Raw genomic sequence first — 23073 nt, 5'->3', positions numbered from 1 at the left:
AACATAATTTCTACAGAAATGATAAAACGTATACTCAAAAAATTTATTAAAGGACTCCTCACTGTTATTTTACTCTGTGTGGCATTGTTGTATATTTTTGATTATGATTATATCCTCAAAGGAGTTAGAGTAGTGTATATGACAGGGCATACTACAGCATACATTGATGACTACTCTTATTTTGATAACCGTACCGTAGAAAAAGGGAATGGGACAATTGCCTGGGCAACTCATCAAGCATATAACAAGGTACAATCTACAGAAAGACTCAATGCGGTTAATGAACAATTAGGTACGGTAGCATTTATGATTGTTAAGAATGATAGCATATGGTATGAGAATTATGCCGAAGGATTTGATGCAGATTCTAAGACCAATTCTTTTTCTATGGCAAAAAGTATAGTAACAGGTTTGTTAGGAAAAGCCATAATGGATGGGCATATAAAAAACCTGAATCAGCCAGTTGGAGATTTTTTACCAGAATTTTCTAAAGGTTTGGCAGCAAAGACAACTGTAGGAGATCTCTCCTCTATGTCATCTGGACTCAATTGGACAGAGCATTATACCAGCCCATTTTCTATTACAGCTAGAGCATATTATGATCCTAATATCAGGGATGTAATGTTAGGGTTGGATGTTATTAAAGAACCAGGGCAAAGATTTGAGTATTTAAGCGGGAATACTCAACTCTTGGGTATGGTGATCGAGAAAGCAACCGGGCAAAGTTTATCATCGTATCTAAGCCAAAGCTTTTGGAAACCTTTGGGAATGCATAAACCGGCAATGTGGCAACTGGATAGTAGTGATAGTGGAATGGAAAAAGCATATTGTTGTATAACGAGTAATGCAAGAGATTTTGCACGCTTTGGGATGCTATTTAAAAATAAAGGTGTCTTTGCAGGAGAGCAATTATTGCCTGCAGAATTTACTGAAATGGCAACAAAACCAAGATTTGAAGAAGATCCTGAATATGGGTACGGATTTTGGCTATCGAATCATTTGGGTAAGAAAATATTTGCCATGAGAGGTATTTTGGGGCAATATGTAATTTGTATCCCCGAAGATGATATCATGATTGTACGATTGGGTCATAATCGAGGTAGTTTTGTGCCTGGGAAACCCTTTACAGAGGATTTTTATGTATATATTGAAGAAGCCTATAAAATGTTAAAAAATGCTTCTTAAACTTAATTTAGAACATATTCTGTTTCTGGATATAGAAACAGTTCCTGAACATAAGGATTTTGAAAACCTAGATGAAGAAACAAAATATTTATGGGCTGAAAAGACCAAATATCAGCGCAAAGAAGAATTTTCTCCCCAAGAGTTTTATGAGCGAGCAGGAATATGGGCAGAATTTGGAAAAATTGTATGCATATCGGTTGGGTATTTTACCTTTAAAGGAGAAATCAGATCTTTTAGAACAACTTCTTTTTATGGAGAAGAAGAGCAACTATTACTAGATTTTAAAAACCTCATTGAAACACATTATAACAGACCACATCACTTACTTTGTGCACATAATGGAAAAGAATTTGATTTTCCCTATATCGCCCGTAGGATGATTATTCATAACATAGCATTACCTAACAAGCTTAATTTATTTGGGAAAAAACCATGGGAAGTAGCTCATCTAGATACATTAGATTTATGGAAATTTGGAGATTATAAGCATTATACCTCTTTAAAACTACTGACTAACATTTTAGGAATCCCTTCGCCAAAGGATGATATTGATGGGAGTCAGGTGCGTGATGTTTTTTATGAAGAAGAAGATATCGATCGTATTATTATCTATTGTGAGAAGGATACTGTTGCTGTTGCGCAGATTTTGCTTCGTTTGAGACAAGAGGAATTGCTACAGGAAGATGAAGTTATTTCTGTATAATCTAATAATGAAAAAAAATGATCTTACAATGGAAAAGAAAGGAAGCATGTCCTTTCTTATTCCATAAGGCTTCTGATTTTGACGTAATGTATACGAAGTCAAGTTGAAGATGGGGGTAATAGTTCTTTATTCCAGATCTTTTTCATTAAGAAGGGTATAGGTAAATTTGTTTCCAAAAGCTTTTTTACCATTCTTGCAAGTATTCATAAATTCATTAAAATGTCTTGAGTCTGCAAATACTTGACAACCTGCTGAGTAAGCCGGATTGTTATCAGTGCCCCAATTTCCGTTTTTTGGTCCTTTATGAATATTTATGCCAAAACTTCCAGTTTGTATGGTTTCGGGCTGTAATGCTAAAGTGCCATTTTTGTCGTTATCTCTATAGACAGAAACATCTCCTAATCTTTGGCAAAGAGCATAATATCTATTATTATGTTTGTCAATCTTATACACACCCTTATATTGACCCTCAAGTAGGATAGCAGTTCCTTTAGAATTTAGTGGTTTTTTTAGATAAAAGACACTAGGATCTGTAGTGATAGGATAATAGGTAATATACCAATGATCCATAAAATTATGAAAAATGATCAAGGTGTCGTCAAATTTGTCTGGAACAAGGCTTTTATTCCGAATCCCTACAATATTAAGGTTCCAATCTACCGTTGGAGTATTGTATACCCGATACCCTTTTTGATCCATTACGGTAAGTAGCTTTTCTATAGGTGGTGTGATCATTTTTTTAGTTTTTTTATGTAGAATACATAGTTGGTTAAAAAACGCATAATATGATAAAAGAAAACAAATCCTATTACATAGTTAACATAAATATGACGGAAGGGAAAGTGTCTACGAAGTAACATAACTAAGATACTGATTCTATAGATATGAACAAATGTTTTTAAGCAAAATTATTTTTAGATGTTATAAAAGCCCCACCTAGGGAGTAGATGGGGCTGTATATCATGTTTTAAAACAGAATATGAGATTAAATTATCGTAAAATGAATTTTTTAGTTAGGGTTTTAGCACCTGTTGAAACAGAAATAAAGTATACCCCAGACGACAACCCTTTTAATTCTATTTTCCTGTCAGAAGTGTTCCCTTTTCTTACTTCTTTCCCAATTTGATTTACTATCCTATAGGTTGAATCATTAGCATTATTCATTTGGATTATGATAAAATCTTTTGCAGGACTCGGGTAAATTAAAAAGTCCGGACTTTTCGTATCGGTTTTTAACTCATCATTAAACTTGTTTGAGGTTGTTCCTACACAGAAGTTTTTGGTGTCTAGAGATGTAAAAGATCCTCCAGAAGCTAAGATTGTACTGGTAGCTACATTGGTTAGTTCATAAGAACCATTACCGTAACTACAACAAATACCATCACCATATGTATCCTTAAACACTAAAGTATAGCATCCGGCATCTAAAGTTTTAGTGATGTTAATAGTCGAATTATCTGGCTGAGATCCATAGGTTCCTCCAGAATGCACTATTTGATTGTTTGAGTTTTTGATTTCCCAACTGGTTTCTTCTGGATACCTGTCAAAAGTAATCCGCAATTTTACATCAAAGCTGCTAGGTCCTCCTATAGTAGTAACATTAACCACAGTACTTGCTGCAGATACGTTTCCTGCTGCATCTTTGGCTTTGATACTAAACTGATAAGCTGTATTCGCTGTTAAGCCAGTAATGTTAGCAGTTGTCCCCGAAACAGAAGTTACAACGGTATTTCCATTATAGATATCATATCCAGTTACAGCTACATTATCCGATGATGCGTTCCAGGATAGTGTAAGTGATGTTTCTGCAATATTAGTGGCCGTTACTCCAGTAGGGATAGAAGGAGCTTGATTGTCTCCACCACCAGATCCACCGATTACAACAGTATAATCTTCTACCTCACCATACTGAAAAGATTCACAAGGAGTTGGGATTCCATTATACTTCATAGATACTCTCATTCTGGTGTTTCCTTCTTTGGCATTGGCTGGTACAGAAAAGTTACCACTTACAGGAGTAGTTTTAGAGGCGGCTTTTGTCCATACTTGTTCTCCTGTATCAGCAAAATCACCATCTTGATTGTAATCAACCCATACAGAATACCCTTCATTGTATCGAGTTCCTGTCCATGTTGGGGTAATGGTTATAGTGTTGGAATCTCCTTTAGTGAGATTGGTAGATTCTGCTGTAAAATCACTATACCCACCAGCTCCTGCAGCAGATGTTTTATTGATAGTTCCTAGAACTACTTTACCTATATATTCATCAGAAGTCGTTTTTCCGTTCGATGGGCAGTAGGTTATTGGATTATCACCGGTAGTTGTAAAGTTTGCAGAACTACTATAATTAGAAGTAGTTCCATCTGCACATTTACTCCTTACCTGTACCTCATAAGAGGTTGAAGCTGTTAAACCAGAAATAGTTTTAGAAGTTCCGTTTTCAGAAGAAGTAACCCAAGAAGAAGTTCCGATTTGGCGATACCGTAGATCATAAATTGCATTAGATACTGTGTTCCAGTTGATCGTTGCTGCATTGGCGGATATATTAGAAGAAGTTACTCCCGTGGGTACTATAGCGGTACAAGTGTTTGATCCACCATTATAAGTAATAGTAACGTTTGTGGTATATTCCCAGGTACCATTATGTACAGTAATAGTTATAGGGACTTGAGTTCCTGTTGGTGTAGTAGTTTTTAATTGAAAATCAATGGCTCCGGTATCAGTTCCTAAAAGAGTTAAATTAGTGTATTGTTTTGGCTGACCCAGAGAAGATATATATGAAGAGTTTGAAGATAAACTAACAGTCCAGTTGGCTTGAGCAAGACTAAATCTTTTGATAGAATATCCTATTGTTCCAGACGTAGTTGTTATCGTTTGGTTTGCATTGTCGGGAGTTACTTTTGCGTATTTTGTAGCCATTCGTAGTATCTTGATATTAAAAGGATATACCTCGTTACAAAGTGGTATAATCCTACTAGAAGCAGGCCAGAATCCATCATTCGAAGATCCTACTTCTGGAGTCATAGCAAAAATCTTGGGTTTAGAACTCTGTTCTCCGTACATCCAATCATCAGAGCTTCCACCAGCTGTATATCCTACAGTTTGATTTGGAGTACCGTATACATACGAATTCTCTTCTGTCATATAGGTGCAAGTTTTTACAAATGTATTCTGATCAGGAGTAAAGGTATTGGCTTTGTATCCCCAGGGATGGATTAAAAGATTGCTAAAAGAATGATAGTTTAGAGCTGCTACAAAATTATGCTGATTTACAAAATCTCGCATAGCTTGTGTTTCTGGCTCAGAAAACTTTGATGTTCCATGATAGGAGTCACTACCTGGGTTAGAAGATGATCCACCTGGAGCAGCCCATTGGTAACCGTAATTACGATTGAGATCAACTCCATATGTTCCACCATTGTTACGTCTGTTTTTTCTCCAGTATCCACCACCATTAGGATTGGTTTGTTGGTTATAGATATAACCATCAGGATTAATAATAGGGACAAAATACAATTCTGTATTATCAACTAATATTTTTATTTCCGGATCAGAATTATAATTCTCTAATAGATACCACATATAAAAAAGATTTTGCGAAAGCCCTACAGGTTCTCTGGCGTGATGTATAGAAGTGTATAGCATTTCGTCTTCGTTTTCATCAGTGTCTGCATTATCACTTATTTTGACCATATAAATTGATCTGTCTTGTGTGCTTGTGCCAATAGACGACTTAGCGGTGATTAATTGAGGGTATAATTGTCTCATTTTGTCCAAAGCAGCAATAGCCTCATCATGGGTATGAAACCCACCCATACTACCTAAAGTAAAATTACTGGGAGAAGGAACTAATTGTGAATCGATATTCCCAGATTTCCGTGCATTACTTTTGTTAATCCTTTTATTGATTCTGGGAATTTTTTTGGCAAGATTACGAATTTTTACTTTGTATTTGATGTTGCTTTTCCTCAATAATTTGAGATCGCTATGAGAAATTTCTGCAGTGACTTTTCCGTTTTCATAGTGAAAATGATCAACTTCGAGCCCTTTTGCCTGAAGAGTCTCTAATTGAATTTTGTTTGTGTCAAAAATAACTCGATAGAATTTTTCTTGAGCTTGGGTTAAAATGACATTACATATAAAGAAAATAATGAATATCCATGGGGTATGAGATTTTTGGAGATTAATGTTAGTTTTCATCGTTTGTGTTTTTAAGAGTTAGTTTTTATACGCTTTTTATAAATGATAGCATAGACGATCTGTGAAATACACTTATGTTCGTTGAAGAAAAGCGTATTTCCTTGGATTAGCCTCGTCAGATATAAACAGGTTGTTAATATCTAAGAATTAAATATGAATTATATGAGTTATAAAGGGGGAGGGTACTGCTTTTCTTTTTTTAGAGAGAAATTGAATAAGAAAAGATACATTGATTGGAGAGAAAACCTCTTGCTAAAATTTTTCATTACGTTGAGTTTTATTGTGTGTTTTTAATATCATATAAAGATATTTTAATAATCCATATAAACCCAATAATTAGTGTGTAAATAATTGTTTTTGAGATGTTAAGGGTGAAGTGTTGAAATACAAAATAGGTTCGGTTTGCATGTGTAATTTGACAAGAAAAATAAGACCAAATGCTAAAGTGAATATCGACATTTAGCCCTACTTCTTGTCTTGTTAAGTGAGTTTGCGTTAAGCAATTGTAAATTTATCTTAATAAATCATGAGATTTTAGCTGTATTACATGTAGAGCTATTTTGGAAGTGTGAAATGTATTATTTGAAGTGCGAAATACATTTTTTTAATGATAAAATGTTGGTTTTTAACAATGTATTAGTGTTGTGATAATGGTTATGCCTTTGTGTTGTTGTGGTTTTTCTGGTGTGCTATCCAGATGATTTTACTATTAAAATATTGAATTGTTTGAAAGATAAGAAAAACCCCGCTTTATGAATAACGGGGCTTTTTAACTCTGATTTATCTGATTTGAACTAATTTTCTGGTTTCTGTCGTTTCATTTAGTATAACAGAAATAAAGAATAACCCAATAAACTAAATTTCTTAGTTCTCTTCAAAGATCAGAGCTTTTACACATTTTTCTTTTTTCAGATCTGTTCAATTCCCGAAATAACAGTTTAAGAAGAAGAAAAATGTGCAGGAGAAAATACCTAAATCTTTAGATAATTATTCATTTTTTCTTTTTTAGTTAAGACTAGAAAAGTAAGCTTGAAAGACAATTAGAACAAACAACCTTGCCTTTTCGTCTTTTGTAATTGAGTTTTTATTATGTCTGAGGTAAAATTATCTTAGTAATAGTTTATGTTTTAGTGGGATTACATGAAACGTAAAAGTAACAACACAAAAGGTTGTATTAATAATACAAAGAAGGTTTTTAAGTGGTTTTGAAAAACTTTTTTAGGGAAATTTCCGCTTTTTGTTTTAGTGTTTCTAAGGGAATGAGTATAGAAACAGAACTTTAAAGATGTAACAATAAAACTACTATTAAATACAGAATAGATTCAAAAAAAATCCTCTTTCTATACAGAAAGAGGATTAAGTAATTATATACTTTTTGTGTCCCCCAACACAAGTCGAATTATAAATCTATACTAGATAGATCAAAATTCTAAAAGAATTCCCTATTATATAATTACTAGCAAGCTAGCGGAAATTTATTTCCGCTCCATTAATATGGTTACTATTCATTATCAGAGATATCAAAAGACATCATAGACGTCAGATATTGATTCATCTGTATTAATTATATTATAAGCCTAATACTAAAAAAATGTGTGAATAAAGTGTGTGAAGAGCACTGTAAGTGGCGAATATATAGATTTAATTTAAAAAAACATACTTTTATTAACGTTTTTTTAAGATTTATTTAGAATGTGCTTTGTAGTGACCTTTTTTTTCGAAGATTTCAAAAATGGAAATAGTAGTTGATGTATATAGTTTTTTTCTTTTGGGAATGGGATATGATTTTTAATAACCCCAATCTGGTTAACCGCTCCTTTTCTATTATAATATGTTCCGAAAATCAAATCCCAGAAGGGAGTAATATTACCGAAATTTTTAGCCTCTACTAGTATTAAGCTATGATGAAAATGATGAATTTGGGGAGTGGTAATCAAGTAATCTAAAAAACCTGTTTTGGTTTTGATATTGGCATGAGAGATGTACGCTATTACAATATGTGTCACTACAACCAGAAAGATTATTGAATCATTAAAACCCAGAAATAGTAAAGGAACCATCTTGAGAGTAGTGTTTAAAAAAATGTTGATAGGGTGGATCCAACTTGTCTTAAACCAATTTAATGATGTAGGTAGGTGGTGTATGGAGTGAATTTTCCATAAAAACCAACTGTAGAGGGAATTAGAGTTGCCAATATGGCTTATTCTATGATAAAAATAAGGTAGTAATTCACTAAGTATAGTTGCGATTATGATAACGATTATAAAGGGGAGATCATTCCATACTTTAAATGGTGTTGAGAAAAATTGCTGTAGATATATAACAATTGCTAATGATGCGGTTTTACCTAATGCATCAAATAGTGAAGCTGATAATATCAAATGTTTTAAATCTGACCAAAGTTCATTTTTTTTGGCTTCCCAGTGGGGCTTTAAAGGGATTATTCGTTCAAAGAACAAAATATATAATGCAGTAAAAAGAAAAATGATATAAGTTGATATTTCATAGCTCCAGTTTTTGTTAATTGTAAAATAAGCGATTGTACTAGTAATTACTAATAATAGAGGAACTACTACGACAGGTAAAATTTTGGAATATTTCATTATTTTATTTTACTGTGTAGTCGTCATAATGAAAGAAAAAGACGCACTTTTATAGAACTAAATTTATTTTTTCAATTTGATCTATTAATTCTTGAGGGAGTTCACAATTATCTTTGATTTGATAATCTATTATTTGATTTTTGTTATTGTAAGATATGTCTACACAGTCGGTAATCAGGTTTTTAAGCTTTTTTCGAGCTCTTTGTATTCTCGTTTTTGTGGCAGTTACGCTTAAATCTAAAATTTTTGAAATTTCATTCTGAGATTTTTTTTCAATATCACTCAGGTATAGTGGTTTACCATATTTTTCGGGAAGATACTTTTGAATTATAAAGCCTGACAAATCACATACGCACACATTTGAATTTTCACTAGTCCCTGGTGCATGTTTGAAAGGTTGATATACCTTTTTGTTTTTTCTATAATGATCTGCTATTGTATTTCTAGTTACTTGAAAAAGCCAAGTTCTGTAGTTTTTAATATCATTCTTTTGGTTTAAATTATGATATAGTTTTATACCGATTTCTTGTAAAATATCGTCAGCCATACTTTTATCATTCAATTTCGTTTTGATGAAATTAAGTAGTGGGTTTTTATTTTCTTTCCAGATTTCCTCGAATTTCATAAGATTTTCTGTTGTCTAACGGTTTGTGATTTTTTAAAATAGGATTCAGACAAATTTTATTTAGTATATGTAAATTTAACTTTTTTTGGATAAAGATTTTTGAAAACCTAGAATGTCTGGTTGCCAAAATAGAATTTACCAATGCAATCAGAATAAGGGAATTACTTTTTTGAAAAATCTCTTCTGATTCGGCTAAGACTCGTATCTGTTATACCTAGATACGAAGCGATATATTTTAATGGAGAATGTATAAAAACTTCTGGGTTTGATTTTAAAAATGATATGTAGCGTTGCTCGGCAGATTGATTAATCATCGATATCGTTCTTTGGTTTGATGAAATAAACTCTTTAACCAGAATTGCCCTACCAAAATCCCTGAAACCAGGTTTGCGATGGAATAACTCATTTGATTGTTCATAAGAAAGCCTAAAGCAAAAACAATCTGTAATTGCTTGAATATTTAATTCTGAAGGAACTCTTTGGAAAAAAGAAGTTACTTCAAAAACAATACTGTTTTTTGAATAAAAATTAGTGGTAATTTCATTACCTCCTGTATCATGCAAAAATGTTCTCAGAAAACCATCTGCCAAAAACAAATAATCATCACTTATTTGATTTGTCTTAACTAAAAATTCTCCTTTACACAATCGTTTAATACTAAAAGAATTTGAAATTTCGGTAGCAGATTTTGTGTCTAGATGGGTGGTTTGTTTTATTAAGTCAATTAATGCTGTTTTTTTGTCGTCCATTTTGAAATATAGAGATAACGATTTTGACATAAAACGTTTTAGTGTCTGTTCTCTAATCAAATATACTTGGATTCAGGATTAAATCCGAAAAAATAGCATTCGATATCCTATATGGATTGTTGTAGGGTCTAAAATTAATTTATTGAGCTCTTTATTTTCTTGTGTTGATTATCTTTTTTTGCTGATCAGTCAACTCATTTATTATTGATGGATTTAGTTGAATAGCCTTCATTATATCTGATAATGCAGCGTCTTCTTGTCTCAAAAATATTTTTACAGCACTTCTGTAATTATATGTTTGGGCATCAGAGTCATTTAAGGAAATACTTTTATTAAAATCGCTTAATGATTTTTCTAATTGTTGGACTAATGCATATTGATATCCTCTCTTTTTATATGTGCTGTAATCAGACAACTGTAATGAGATAATGTCTGAATAAACCTTTATTGCCTCTTTATTTTTATTAGCAATGGCATAGCTATCTCCGATCAGGTGTAATTTGTATTTGGTTTTTTGTTGTTTACGCCTCTGTATCTCTTCTTTTCTATTTCTTTTTTCTAAATTATGTACAAAGGTCAAATTTTCTTTCGATGTCTTTTTCTCTTCTTGGCTAATTTGCCATTCGATGAAATTATCATTTAGATTTAATATGGTTTTTTTATCTGCATGTAGAATATAAGCTACTTTTGAGTTTTTAATCTTTTCTCTGGCGTTTAAGTATGCGCCTCCAACTGCCATTCCTACTCCTAATACACCTCCTAATATGGTTCCGGCAAGAGGAGCACCTATGTTATTTCCTGTAATCCGACCAACCGTTGCTTTTCTACTAATAAATGAATTGATAAGTGCGGGGTTTTTGGCTTCTAATAAAGTGCCTGTGCTGGATATGGAGGTTCTCATTCTAGATTCGCCCGCAACTCTGGTTAAATCAAATAAACTCAATTCTAAATCATCCCTGTATTGATGCATAATATCTAAAACATGAGCTTTGGACTCTGCTATAGTAATTGCACTTTGAAAACTATTAGCGCATTGTCTAAAGCGTAATAATTCATCTCGTCTTTTTTGTTTGAATTGCATGACATTACTATAGGGAGTCTTTGGAGAAGGGATTAACTGTGGAATTTCAGTAATTAAGGTTGTTTGAGTTGTATCTTCTAATTCTCTGTCATGAAGTTCTATAATTGGATTCCAATTATTCTTTACACATTCTTGGATTAAATTTTTATAAACTTCAATCAATTGAGTTTTTAGAGATTCTTTTTTTAAATAGTCTAACTTGTTGTTTTTTATGACTATAGCGTACTTGGTGTTTATTTTTTTGAATTTTGAATAAACGCCTATGTCTTCAAATCTAATAGTGCCATCCCCATGACTTACAGCTTCAATTAAGAAATTGTACAATGCATGCAAGTTTTCATCTAATAGATCATGATTGTGTTTGAGAGAATAAATTAAATCTTCATAAGCATGCTTCTCAGTATGAATTGAGTCAGCGTATAAACAAACCGATGAGAGTTTTAAAATTGTCTGACCATTTAAGAATACCTTATTCATTAGTAAACGTTTTTGTTAGTGGGTAGCTACTACTATAAAATTGATGCCAAATTTGTTTTTCTAGAGGGAAATAACTTAATGAAAGTTACTTGTATACTTTTTGACAATGAAAGGGGTATTTTTGATAGGGGTGAGGTGAAGATAGAATTTTATTTTGAAAGCTCAAGAGACTAAGGCTTAAAATCGTAGTTAGATAGATAATAAGGTTCTTACATAATAAAAAAAACCCCAAAAAACATATCGTTTTTTGGGGTATAAAATCTATTGATTTTGTCTTATTGCTTGATAAATCTTTTTGTTAAAGTTTTTTTGTTGGACATCACCGAAATAAAATACATTCCAGATGGGAGTTCATTTAATTCTATTTTATTCTTAGAAACATTCCCTTTTCTTACCTCCTGACCAATTTGATTAACAATTCTATATGTAGAATTATTAGTGTTATTCATTTGAATCATGATAGCATTTTTTACAGGGTTAGGGTAGATAACAAAATCAGAGTTGTTTAAATCATGCAAGGGTATACTATCATCTGATAAAGTTGTTGTTGCAAAATTAGGGGACGGTACACCACAAGGACCAATTCGTTTCCAACCGTTACTGTTTGTTCTTTCATATAAATATCCATTATACGTTACCCTGTCACCAGGTTTGTATGATTGAGTGCTACTGTACGGCGGAACCCCTTCACATGGGTCAGATCCTCCTGATCCATCAATAACTACAGTGTAATCTTCTACTTCTCCATAAGAAAAGGATTCACAAGGAGTAGGAATACCATTATATTTCATTGAGACTCTCATTCTGGTTTTTCCGTCTTTTGCAGTTGAGGGTACGGTAAAACTTCCGCTGACAGGAGTCGTTGTAGAAGGAGATTTGGTCCATACCTGCTCTCCAGAATCGGCAAAATCACCATCTTGATTATAATCAATCCATACGGAGTATCCTTCATTGTATGCCGTTGTTCTTGGCCAGCTTGGTGTTACAGATATAGTATTGGAGCTACCTTTTGATAGAGTTGTAGATTCTGCTGTAAAATCACTATACCCCCCGGTTCCTGCATTAGAGGTCTTGTTAATGGTACCCAAAGATACCTTGCCTATATATTCATAAGAAGTGTCTTTTCCGTTAGAGGCACAGTAATTAATTGGGTTACCACCACCTGTAGTGGTTGCACTGGCGGTGTTACTAAAGCCAGATTGATTTCCGGCAGCATCTTTAGCTTTTATCCTAAAAGAGTAAGCTGTATCAGCAGTTAATCCCGAAGCTTGGTATGTGGTAGTTGTAACCGTACTAATAACTGTATTACCTTGATATACATCATACCCACTTACTCCAACATTGTCTGTTGAAGCAGTCCATGAAAGGTCGATAGTATTTTGAGTAGGGTTCGAGGCAGTTAAATTTGTCGGAGTAGAAGGAGCTTGTGTGTCTGTTGAACCGGATCCTACCAAAGGAATTTTCCATACACCACGACCATATGTTCCGGCTAATAATACTTTATCACCATAGTTAACCTCAAGGTCTCTGACAGAAACATTAGGTAAACTCTGAGAATAATTTTCCCAATTACCATTGCCTTGTTTGTAGTAAACCCCTAAGTAGGTACCAACATATATTGTTTCTGTACCTTTTTGGTGTCTCACTACATTTTTGGCTTCGCTTGGCAGATTACCAGTGATATTAGAAAAACTCGCTCCTTGATCTGTAGATTTAAAAACACCATTAGAGGTTCCGGATGTACTATGCCCACTAGTTGTAATGTATATAGTGTTAGAATTACCATTATGCACTTCTATAGAGGTGATGTTTGTTGTAGAAGTATGAATTTTTGTCCAGTTAACTCCTTTATTTGTACTTTTAAATAAATTGTTCTTTCTGGAAACATAAATAGTATTTGTATTGCTAGGATCTACTTCGATATGATCTAGTTTACCACCAAAGTTATAGCTTGAGAGTTTTTGTAAAGAATTACCAGATAGTTTATAAAAATTTGAATATCCGGCGTAAATATTTCCATTTTTATCAGAAACCAATGGTGTAATCCAGTTTCCTGATTCTGGTCCTGCCGCAACTCGGGATTGTGTTGTTCCTCTATTGGTTGTTCTGTATAAACCACCTCCGTTTTGTATAAATCCATAATAAGTATTCGGATCGGTACCACTTACTGCGCAATCCATCCCATCAGCTCCAAAAAAATTATTCCAGATATTGTCTTTTCTAGCATATCCTCCATTGTCCTGAAGACCGCCAACTAAATAGTTAGAGCTACTATTTGAAGCTACAGATATTCTGTAAAACTGACCAATCTGTAATCCTTTTGTTAAATCAGTAAAGCTTCCTCCATTATTCTCAGAGAGATAAACTCCACCATCACTACCACATAATAACTTGCCATTATAATAACGTAAGAAATGGATATCTGCATGGGTATAAGTTGCTTGTTGTGGACTTGACCAATTATTAATTTTGGAAAAACTATTCCCTCCATTTGTGGATTTCCATATATTGATGCATCCTACAAAAATGGTATTAGCATTTGTGTCCGAAACGGTTAAGGCAAGGTCATACCATGCTTGACTGGACTCTAAAATATTGGAAGTTTCTTGGGTTTTTGAAAAACTATCTCCACTATTAGTAGAGCGGTATAATCCTTGAAAACTGTAATTACTACTTCTGGTTTTGGCACTTAGGACATATACATAGTTAGGATTTGCCGGTGTAACTTCTAAAACTAGTCTTCCAGAAGTCGAGGGTAACCCACTTTGGATTTTAGAAAAACTATTTCCTCCATTAGTAGATTTGTAAAAAGAATCTTTGGTGGCTGCATATATTATATTTGCATTACCTGGTTTTAGTTTAATATCTTTTACATCCGCATTAAGTGTTCGAGTCCAAGTGTTTCCGGCATTTGTAGTTTTATATACCCCTTTACTTGTTGCAACCCATAGTGTATTAGAGTTACTAGGGTCAATATAAATATCATTACCAGTTGTTTGCGAATCAGAAAACTTTAAGCCAGTTTGGGTCCAGGTGTTTCCTCCATCAGTAGACTTAAGAACCCCTATGCTATAAGAGTCACTTGCATCGTCATCTCCTGTAGATATATATACAATATTAGAGTTGTTAGGATCAATGGCAATACCCGAAACTCCTATTTGAGGGAGATGATCGGATAAAGAGGTCCAACTAGAACCTTTATTCGTAGATTTCCAGATTCCTCCTGCTGGAGCACCAATATAAAATGTATTTGGATTGTTTGGATCAATTATGGCAACGTTTACCCTTCCTTGTCCAGGAGACCAAGACCCCGTTACTTTATGATCAAAAGGACCCATAGGTGTCCAGTTTACAGCTGCGTTGGAAGAAGAGACTGGCATGTTGTTTTTTTCTTCCCAGGCTTTCCATATGTGTTTAGGGCTAGGTAAGGTTCCATCCGGAAGTAAAGCATTTTTCCAGTATTCTTGCCACCTCATAAAAGGTTTGTATCCGCTTCCCTTTTGTTTGTAATCTTTGTCTTTCCAATATGCATTAAATGCATTGGTGATTTTTTGGAATTCTAGAGAGGTTTCTTGTCCAGAAGAACTTTTGTTTTGGTTTAAATCTTCCATCCAAGGGGCGTTAGAGTTATATTGAGAATGCCCAATATAGCTCATTAATGCAATCAAAATAATTAGTGATTTTTTCATTTTTTTGAGTTTGTGTTAATGAAAATTTGATTTTTAGAACATAATGAATCAGGGATTCACAGTTCTTTTGGTATAGGTAATGAATATCACAACTGTCCTATATGTTTTGTGGAGTAATAGAAAAATGCATAATATAATTTAAGTTAGATTAGTTAAGTCTTACCTTGATTATATTTTGTGTGATAAATTGTCTTAATGGTATTCTGTAGAATAAAGAGTACCAAATTTGTATTAAGATTATAAATCTTCGAATCTTAACTTTTAAATCTTATTTCCGAAAAGGAGAAGTCTTTGGGTTGTTTTCATTTTTAGTTGAGTTAGTTGTTGTTTGTTGAAATAATATCAATTATAATGTAAAAGTGATGAATTATCTTTAAAAACAAAAATTTTTTCGATAATTAGTTGTAAATACTCTTTATAAAACCAAATCAGTTCTAGTTGTATGATTAACTATGTGCGAATGTGTAAGAAAATTGATGAGAGTGGTGATTGTTTGCTGTGTTAAATGTTGATTTAGAGTGTTTTACGTTTGTAGGTTAGACTTCTGTAGGAATATTAAGAAGGCTATTAAAGAGGTTTTACTATTTAGAGTTGCCAATTCGAGATTTTTTTGCGATCTCTTTACGTCTATGTGTGTCCGCGCAAACCAATATATAATTTTTAAAAGCACGTTTTGTTTTTAGATACTTTTTTTAAACACAGTTTTAAGGTTTATTAGTAGGGTTAACCGAACCGTAAATTCTCTTTACCATTTTTTCTATTGTTAAGCCTTGAACTAAAATTGAGAAGATTACTACTATATAGGTAATAAACAAGAATAAATCCCTTTCCATAGTATCTGTTAAGCTTAGTGCTAATGCAATAGAGATGCCTCCTCTTAAACCTCCCCATGTCATAACAAGATTTGTTTTTGGAACAAAATTTAATCGTTTCTTAAAAATATTTATTGGTAATAAAAGTGAGATGTATCTACTAAGAAGTATAATAGGTATAGCCACTAAGCCTGCTATTAGGAGAGGGATTTCAAATGATAATACCAACATTTCCATACCAATCAATACGAATAGAATGTTATTCAATAAGATATCTATAAGCTCCCAGAATTTGTCAACATAGTCTTCAGTTTGTCTGGACATAGTATGCTCTCTAACACGATCATTACCTGCCATTAGACCTGCAGTAACCATGGCTAATGGAGCAGACAGATGAAAATGTTGGGCGATAACAGTACCTACCATAACTACGGCAAGTGTAATGATAACTTCTATTTGATAGTCATCTATTTTTTTCATTAGTCGATAAGCAAGCCACCCTAATACAAGACCTAAACCTATGCCGCCTATTACTTCTTCAAAAAAAAGCTTAAAAACGTGCGATAATTCTAGAGTTTCTGTTCCTAAGGATGCTACTTGAAATATGGTTAGAAAGACCACTACACCAACACCATCATTAAATAGTGATTCTCCGACAATTTTTGCTTCCAGTTTTTTGGGAGCTCCTGCTTTTTTTAATATCCCTAAAACGGCAATTGGATCTGTTGGAGAAATTAATGCACCAAATAGTAAACAATAGATATAATCGATTTTGAAACCAATAAGAGGTAAAATGTATGATAAAATAGTTCCTATTAGAAAAGTGGAAACTAAAACCCCTAAAGTTGAAAACAAAAATACTGGCCATCTTTGAACTTTCAATTGCTCAAAATTAGTGTGTAATGCACCGGCAAAAAGCAAAAAGCTTAGCATGGTATCTAGTAATAATGTCTTAAAATCTATTTGGGTAATAATGTACTTTTCGGCATTCAAAAGGGTGTTGTCAAAATAACTTAAAGCAAAAACCGCTAGAGTGAAAATAATGGTGATGAGCATTAACCCGATGCTATTGGGAAGCTTCACGAAGCGGACATTTATATAGCCAAATAAAGCAGATAGAAAAACTAAAACAGTTACTATTAAGAAATAATCCATTACGAAGATTTAATTGCAAGAACTCTCATAAATATATTAAAAACAAGGTAACAATACTTTTTTAAATATGTGTAGTATCGAAACTGTTTTACTCAATTTAACCGGTCTATTTTTTTCGAATAAGTGAACAGTTAGTTTTGAATATGCTTTTAAGGAGATATATTTCAAAAAGAAACCCCGAAACAATTAGTTTCGGGGTTTATAAAATCTATTGATTTTGTTTTATTGTTTGATAAACCTTTTTGTCAGAGTTTTTTGATCCGACGTAACCGAAATAAAGTACATTCCAGCTGGTAGTTCATTTAATTCTATTTTGTTTGCAGAAACATTACCTTTTCTTACTTCCTGACCAATTTGATTAACGATTCTATATGTAGAATTATTAGCATCATTCATTTGAATCATTATGAAACTTTTTGCAGGACTAGGGTAGATAACAAATTCAGAGTTTCTTATATCTGTTATTGCATTGGTGTCATTGTTAACACTGTTGAATTGATTAGTGCTTGTACCAACACAGAAGTTTTTAGTGTCTTGTGTTGTAAAAGATCCTCCAGAAGCAAGTGAAGTACCCGAAGCAACGTCGGTTAACTCATAAGAACCATTACCGTATCTACAGCAAATCCCATCTCCGTATGAATCCTTAAACACTAAGGTATAACAACCTGCATCTAGTGTCTTAGTGATATTAAGAGTAGAGTTATCTGGTTGAGATCCATAAGTTCCTCCTGAGTGTACTACTTGATTGTTAGAATTTTTGATCTCCCAGCTTGTTTCTTCAGGGTATCTATCAAATGTAATACGAAGTTTAACATCAAAAGTACTTGGTATCCCTGCAGTAGTTACATTTAACGTTGCACTAGCAGCAGATTCGTTCCCGGCAGCATCTTTAGCTTTTACACTAAATTGATATGCTGTACTAGCTGTTAAACCAGTAATATTTGTTGTAGTTCCTGTAACAGATCCAAGATTAGTATTTCCTTGATATACATCATATCCAGTTACTCCAACATTATCTGTAGAAGCGTTCCAAGATAGGGTTAATGTAGTTTGTGCAACATTTGACGCAGCTAATCCTGTAGGTACAGAAGGTGCCTGAGTGTCTCCGCCACCTGATCCACCGATCACTACGGTATAATCTTCTACCTCACCATAAGAGAAAGATTCACAAGGAGTAGGAATTCCATTATATTTCATAGAAACTCTCATTCTTGTACTTCCGTCTGTTGCTGTTGCGGGTACTGTAAAACTACCACTTACCGGAGTAGTTTTTGATGCAGCTTTAGTCCAAACTTGTTCTCCTGCATCAGCAAAATCACCATCTTGGTTATAATCAATCCATACCGAATACCCTTCATTATAAACAGTTCCTGTCCATGTAGGTGTTATGGTAATTGTATTCGAACTTCCTTTTGCCAGATCAGTAGATTTTGAAGTAAAATCGCTATATCCACCTGTACCAGCTGTAGATGAGTTATTTATAGTTCCTAACATAACTTTACTTATGTATTCATCAGAGGTATTTCTACCGTTAGAATCACAATAGTTTAACTGGACGTTTGTAGTCGTAAAGTTTACAGAACCACTATAGTTAGACGTTGAACCATCTGTACATTTACTTCTTACCTGAGCTTCGTATCCGGTGCTAGCTGATAATCCAGTAATATTATGAGAAGTTCCGTTTACAGAAACCGTTGTCCAAGAGGTAGTTCCTGTTTGACGATATCTTAAATCATATGTTGCAGAAGGAACAGCAGTCCATCCAATGGTAGCAGAGGTTGCTGCAACATTAGAAGAATTTACACCAGTTGGTACTGTCGCCACACATGGTGTTGTAGTGCCTGTTAATCCAGTAACAATAAGAGAGAAGTTTTGACTTCCTCCGGTTAATGATCCTTTATTTGTAACTGTAATTGTATAAGTTCCTGATGCATTGGCAACGTCAACTCTTTCATATGGATCTACAGTATTGTCTCCAGTAGCATTAGTAGTAATACTTGTTAATTTATAAGGGCTGTAAACAGTTGATCCTTTAGATACTCTAATGTCTAAGTCATTTACTAGTACTGGAGTATTAGAATTAACTAATGTATTGGCAGTACCTGGTCTGTCTGTCCATGAGATAGAAGCAATTAACGGATTAGTTCCATCAGAGTCCACTGTAATAGTATATGTTTGACCACTAGTTAGGGTTAACTCTTCTATTTTTGAAGCACTTCCTGCATTAGTAATTGCTTCTGCAGCAGCTTTAGCATTTAATAACCCCCATCCGTGAACCACATCTGGTCCAGAAGGTCCAATATCATCTGCAGTATGTAATGCTACACCTTTTAAGGTAGCTGCCTTCATAAAGTTTGAATTGATATTGTTATAGTGTTGTTGTAATAATAAAAGAGAACCTGTTACATTAGGAGAAGCCATAGAAGTACCAGTAATACTATTATATGCAGTATCACTACTTGCATATGTAGAGTATACACCTGTACCATTACCAGTAATATCTGGTTTGATTCTATAATCATCAGTTGGTCCTTCACTACTACTACTGTTTATAGTAACACTATTTAAATTACCATTACTACTCACATTAGCATCTTGAGCATTGGCAACAACCAAGTTGTTTTTAGAAGTAGAATGCCCTGTAAGTTTATCATAAGACGAGTTTCCATCTAGTGGTTGCCCATTGTAAGAGTTTTGATTACCATCATTACCCGCAGCAACTACCATTAGATAGAACGGAGCATTATACATGATTTCGTCCCAAGCTCTTGATTCGTCAATATACCCTCCAAAATAATGATCCGGTACCAAATCACCTCTAAACCCATAGGAGTGGTTAGAGATTAACATTCCGTTTGCAGCAGCTGTAGTAGCTTCTGCAGCATCGTTGCTCCATTTATACCCCTTAACTTTTGCATGAGATGCCATTCCTTTGGCGTTGGCTTGAACTCCAGAAGCCATAATGGTTCCTGTTACGTGAGCAGCGTGGAAATTAAGATCTAAACCTCCTTCAGAACCTGCATCTTCGATAGTAACTCTATTGCTTCCTCCTGGACCATCATACTCTTGATGGGATGCTCTGGCATGACCCCCATCCCAGACATATGCAGTCATATTCTGACCATCTAGGCTTAATCCTAAAGATCCACCACTATTAATGTGATTTGTTCTGGTCGATTTTGCAGCAGCAACATTGCTGGTAGTATAATAAATCGGATAGCTCTTATTGCCATAGGTAACTACTTTTTGCAATTCAGAATAGTTTCCATTAGAATTCATTTTAACTGACCATCCATTTTGTTTGGCAGCTTGTATTGCTTCCTGTTTTTGTAATGCAGCTTTGTTTGCATATACAGATTGCAATTGGTTTAATTTTGTTAGATTACTTTGTTGTGAAATTTTTTGTTTTTGTTGAACATTCTGAGCATAAAGACCAGATGATAACAGAACCATAGTGATAAAAGCAAAAGTGCTCATTACAGGAGCCACTTTGCTAGTAAAACCCAATGAAGAAATTGGGCTTTGGTAGCTTTTTTTCATTTTTGTTATATTTGAGTTAGTGTTAGCCTTGTTTTCTTAAAAAATTATTAGAAAACACTCAAAATTCTTAAAACATTCGCAATAAAAAAAAGTTTTTCGATTAAGTGGTGTAAAATCATGTCATAAAACATTAACAAATACTTAACGTGGGCTTTACATTCGTTTAGAATTATTCTTATGTAAGAAAAAACTGTCTTTAGTTTTATGCTATAAACTCATTTCTTCAAAAAACTCCAATGCTCTCTGTTCATTATAATAGGTTTGGTACGGAAGATAAAACCCGACATGTCCACCATAATTTGGAATTTCCAAAAATAGATTAGAATTAGCCTTGGCTTCTTCTATTGGGTAGCAAAGATTTCCTAGGAAGGAATCATTTTTTGCACTAAGAACGAGTGTAGGAACTTGTATCTCTTTTAGGAATTGTTTACTACTACATTTAGAATAATAATCCATAGCATCTTTATAGCCATGAGCTCTGCTTGTATACAGATTGTCGATATCTATAAGGGATTTACAAGCTTTGATATCTGAGGTGCTTATGATGTCGGCAAATAATGACTGTCGATCAAATAATTTAGCCTTTAGGTGTCTAAGAAAACGCTTTTGATAGATGTAATTTTGAGGTTTATTGATTTCAGCGAGTGAGTCATACAAATCACAAGGAACAGAAACAGCCATCGCGGTTCTCACTTCGGGGGCTATCGTTCTGCCTTCTCCTAAGTATTTTAGTAATAAATTACCTCCGAGACTAAACCCACATATAGAAATGTTGGTGTAGTCATATTTTGCTAAGACATGTTTGATAATAAGATCTAAGTCATCGCTTGCACCTGCATTATAAGATTTATAAAGGCGATTTACCTCTCCGCTGCAATTTCTAAGATTGATAGCCACAGAATCCCAATGATTATAATTTAGATATTTTGCTAGCCCAAGAACATATTGTCGCTGTCCATTTCCCTCGAGTCCATGGATGATAACTGCTAATTTTTTAGTCTTAGATTCAGGAGAGTAACTCCAATCTAAATCTATAAAATCTCCATCATCTAGTTCAACTCGTTCTCTTTTTTGGGATATCCCTTTTACTTTTCTTAATAAATTTGGATAAATAGTAGATACATGACCGTTTCTGAAAAAAAAGGGTGGGGTGTAGGGAGATTGTATTATTGGCATTAATATAATATGTTATCTTTTGGTTGTTCTTTTTCTGGCAAATCTTTTTCTTCTAGCATATCACGCAGATCAATTTCTATTGTTTTGCATAGAGCTGTCATTGGAACATCATTGATTCTGCCTTCAAAGGGATCTTCACTATTGCTTCCAATTTTTTCCATAGTAAAGAAAATCCAACTTATTAGAACAGACAGGGGTATCATTAAAAAAATAAACCATTGTTCAATACCACTTGTTATTTCATTTAACTTACTTTCAAAAACATTAAGTAGCCCAAAAGGTAGTAAAAGAAGAAAAATCCAGGTAAACAGTGTGCTAAAATACGCATATTGTCTGGGAAAAGGAGTGTTTTTAATACGTTCACATTTTCCTTGTAAGGTATAGAACTCCTCTAATGTATTATGAAAAAGCTGTTTGTCGAATTCTGTGAGCTTATTTTGATTTAGAAGCTGTTTTAGATGTAGTCCCTGATTTTTTACTAAATGAGTTGCAGGGTTTTTTCGCAGCAAAAGGTCATTATATTCTTCTTCAGAAATAAACTTTTTACTGGCATCACATGCAGGAGTTTGTTCACCATGTTTTTTAAAAAGACCTTCTACAGCATTATTTTCCCTAAGACTAAAAGATGAAGGTTGTCTAAGTTGAATTCTTAATGCATTGATCCATGCTATATGTCGATAAATAAGAATTTGTTTTGTTTTTTGATCATCTTCAACCAAGCATAACACCTGATTAGCCCAAGTTCTAGAAGAATTCACAATTCCTCCCCATATTTTACGGGCTTCCCAGAATCGATCATAACTTTGACTGTTTTTGAAACCAATATAAAAAGCAACAGCAACGCCTATTACAGTAAGAGGTTGAAAAGGGATATCTATAAATTTCCAACTGGTAAAATGATACATTGAAAAAATACTTGCGGTATAGAATGTAAAGAAAACAATATTCTTCCAGGCAAACCTGAGAATAAGCCCCCAACTAATATTTCGTTTGATGTACATTAATTGTTTTTTTAGTATGAAGATCCATTACATTTTCAAAACCTTAATTGGCGCTCATATTTTGAAGTTTGGTATAG

At 33.7% G+C, this 23073-nt stretch carries 13 protein-coding genes; 2 read left to right on the top strand and 11 right to left on the bottom strand.

Annotated elements, in window-relative coordinates; translation table 11 throughout:
• Positions 1-18: 18 nt before the first annotated feature.
• A complete protein-coding gene (locus C1X07_RS04860; protein WP_103068868.1) occupies positions 19-1185 on the top strand; it encodes a serine hydrolase domain-containing protein in 1167 nt (388 codons plus the stop codon).
• Positions 1175-1888, top strand: a complete 714-nt coding sequence (locus C1X07_RS04855; protein WP_103068867.1) for a 3'-5' exonuclease — start codon at positions 1175-1177, stop codon at positions 1886-1888. The genes C1X07_RS04860 and C1X07_RS04855 overlap by 11 nt, the downstream gene beginning before the upstream one ends.
• A 126-nt stretch (positions 1889-2014) precedes the next feature.
• Here C1X07_RS04855 and C1X07_RS04850 read toward each other — a convergent pair whose 3' ends face one another.
• The 11 genes from C1X07_RS04850 to C1X07_RS04800 form a co-directional block, all read right to left on the bottom strand.
• Positions 2015-2623, bottom strand: a complete 609-nt coding sequence (locus C1X07_RS04850) for a hypothetical protein (protein ID WP_103068866.1) — start codon at positions 2621-2623, stop codon at positions 2015-2017.
• A gap of 255 nt (positions 2624-2878) precedes the next feature.
• Positions 2879-6088, bottom strand: a complete 3210-nt coding sequence (locus C1X07_RS04845; RefSeq protein ID WP_103068865.1) for a M14 family zinc carboxypeptidase — start codon at positions 6086-6088, stop codon at positions 2879-2881.
• A gap of 1676 nt (positions 6089-7764) precedes the next feature.
• On the bottom strand, positions 7765-8691 hold the full coding sequence (locus C1X07_RS04840; RefSeq protein ID WP_103068864.1) for a sterol desaturase family protein: 927 nt from the start codon (positions 8689-8691) through the stop codon (positions 7765-7767).
• A 49-nt stretch (positions 8692-8740) separates the two neighbouring features.
• On the bottom strand, positions 8741-9316 hold the full coding sequence (locus tag C1X07_RS04835) for a sigma factor (protein ID WP_103068863.1): 576 nt from the start codon (positions 9314-9316) through the stop codon (positions 8741-8743).
• 161 nt (positions 9317-9477) lie between these two features.
• Positions 9478-10095 carry a Crp/Fnr family transcriptional regulator gene (locus C1X07_RS04830; RefSeq protein ID WP_103068862.1) on the bottom strand — a complete coding sequence of 206 codons (618 nt, stop codon included), beginning with the start codon at positions 10093-10095 and terminating at the stop codon, positions 9478-9480.
• 121 nt (positions 10096-10216) lie between these two features.
• The gene (locus tag C1X07_RS04825) at positions 10217-11623 is read right to left on the bottom strand and encodes a DUF6236 family protein (protein ID WP_103068861.1); all 1407 of its coding nucleotides are present in this window, start codon (positions 11621-11623) and stop codon (positions 10217-10219) included.
• Between the two features lie 275 nt (positions 11624-11898).
• On the bottom strand, positions 11899-15312 hold the full coding sequence (locus C1X07_RS24930; RefSeq protein WP_164914093.1) for a GEVED domain-containing protein: 3414 nt from the start codon (positions 15310-15312) through the stop codon (positions 11899-11901).
• Positions 15313-16016: 704 nt separating this feature from the next.
• Positions 16017-17279 carry a cation:proton antiporter gene (locus C1X07_RS04815; protein WP_103068860.1) on the bottom strand — a complete coding sequence of 421 codons (1263 nt, stop codon included), beginning with the start codon at positions 17277-17279 and terminating at the stop codon, positions 16017-16019.
• Positions 17280-17501: 222 nt separating this feature from the next.
• Positions 17502-20819 (bottom strand): GEVED domain-containing protein, encoded by a 3318-nt coding sequence (locus C1X07_RS04810; protein ID WP_241507192.1) that lies wholly within the window; start codon positions 20817-20819, stop codon positions 17502-17504.
• A 207-nt stretch (positions 20820-21026) separates the two neighbouring features.
• Complete coding sequence (locus C1X07_RS04805; protein ID WP_103068859.1) at positions 21027-21995, bottom strand: YheT family hydrolase; 969 nt, start codon at positions 21993-21995, stop codon at positions 21027-21029.
• Positions 21995-22996: a bestrophin family protein gene (locus tag C1X07_RS04800; RefSeq protein ID WP_103068858.1), complete on the bottom strand. Its 1002-nt coding sequence runs from the start codon at positions 22994-22996 to the stop codon at positions 21995-21997. Before C1X07_RS04800 ends, C1X07_RS04805 begins: the two co-directional genes overlap by 1 nt.
• Between the last annotated feature and the right edge of the window lie 77 nt (positions 22997-23073).

Source organism: Aquimarina sediminis (assembly GCF_002895435.1).
Lineage (GTDB): Bacteria > Bacteroidota > Bacteroidia > Flavobacteriales > Flavobacteriaceae > Aquimarina > Aquimarina sediminis.
This window is presented reverse-complemented; position numbering and strand designations above follow the sequence as displayed.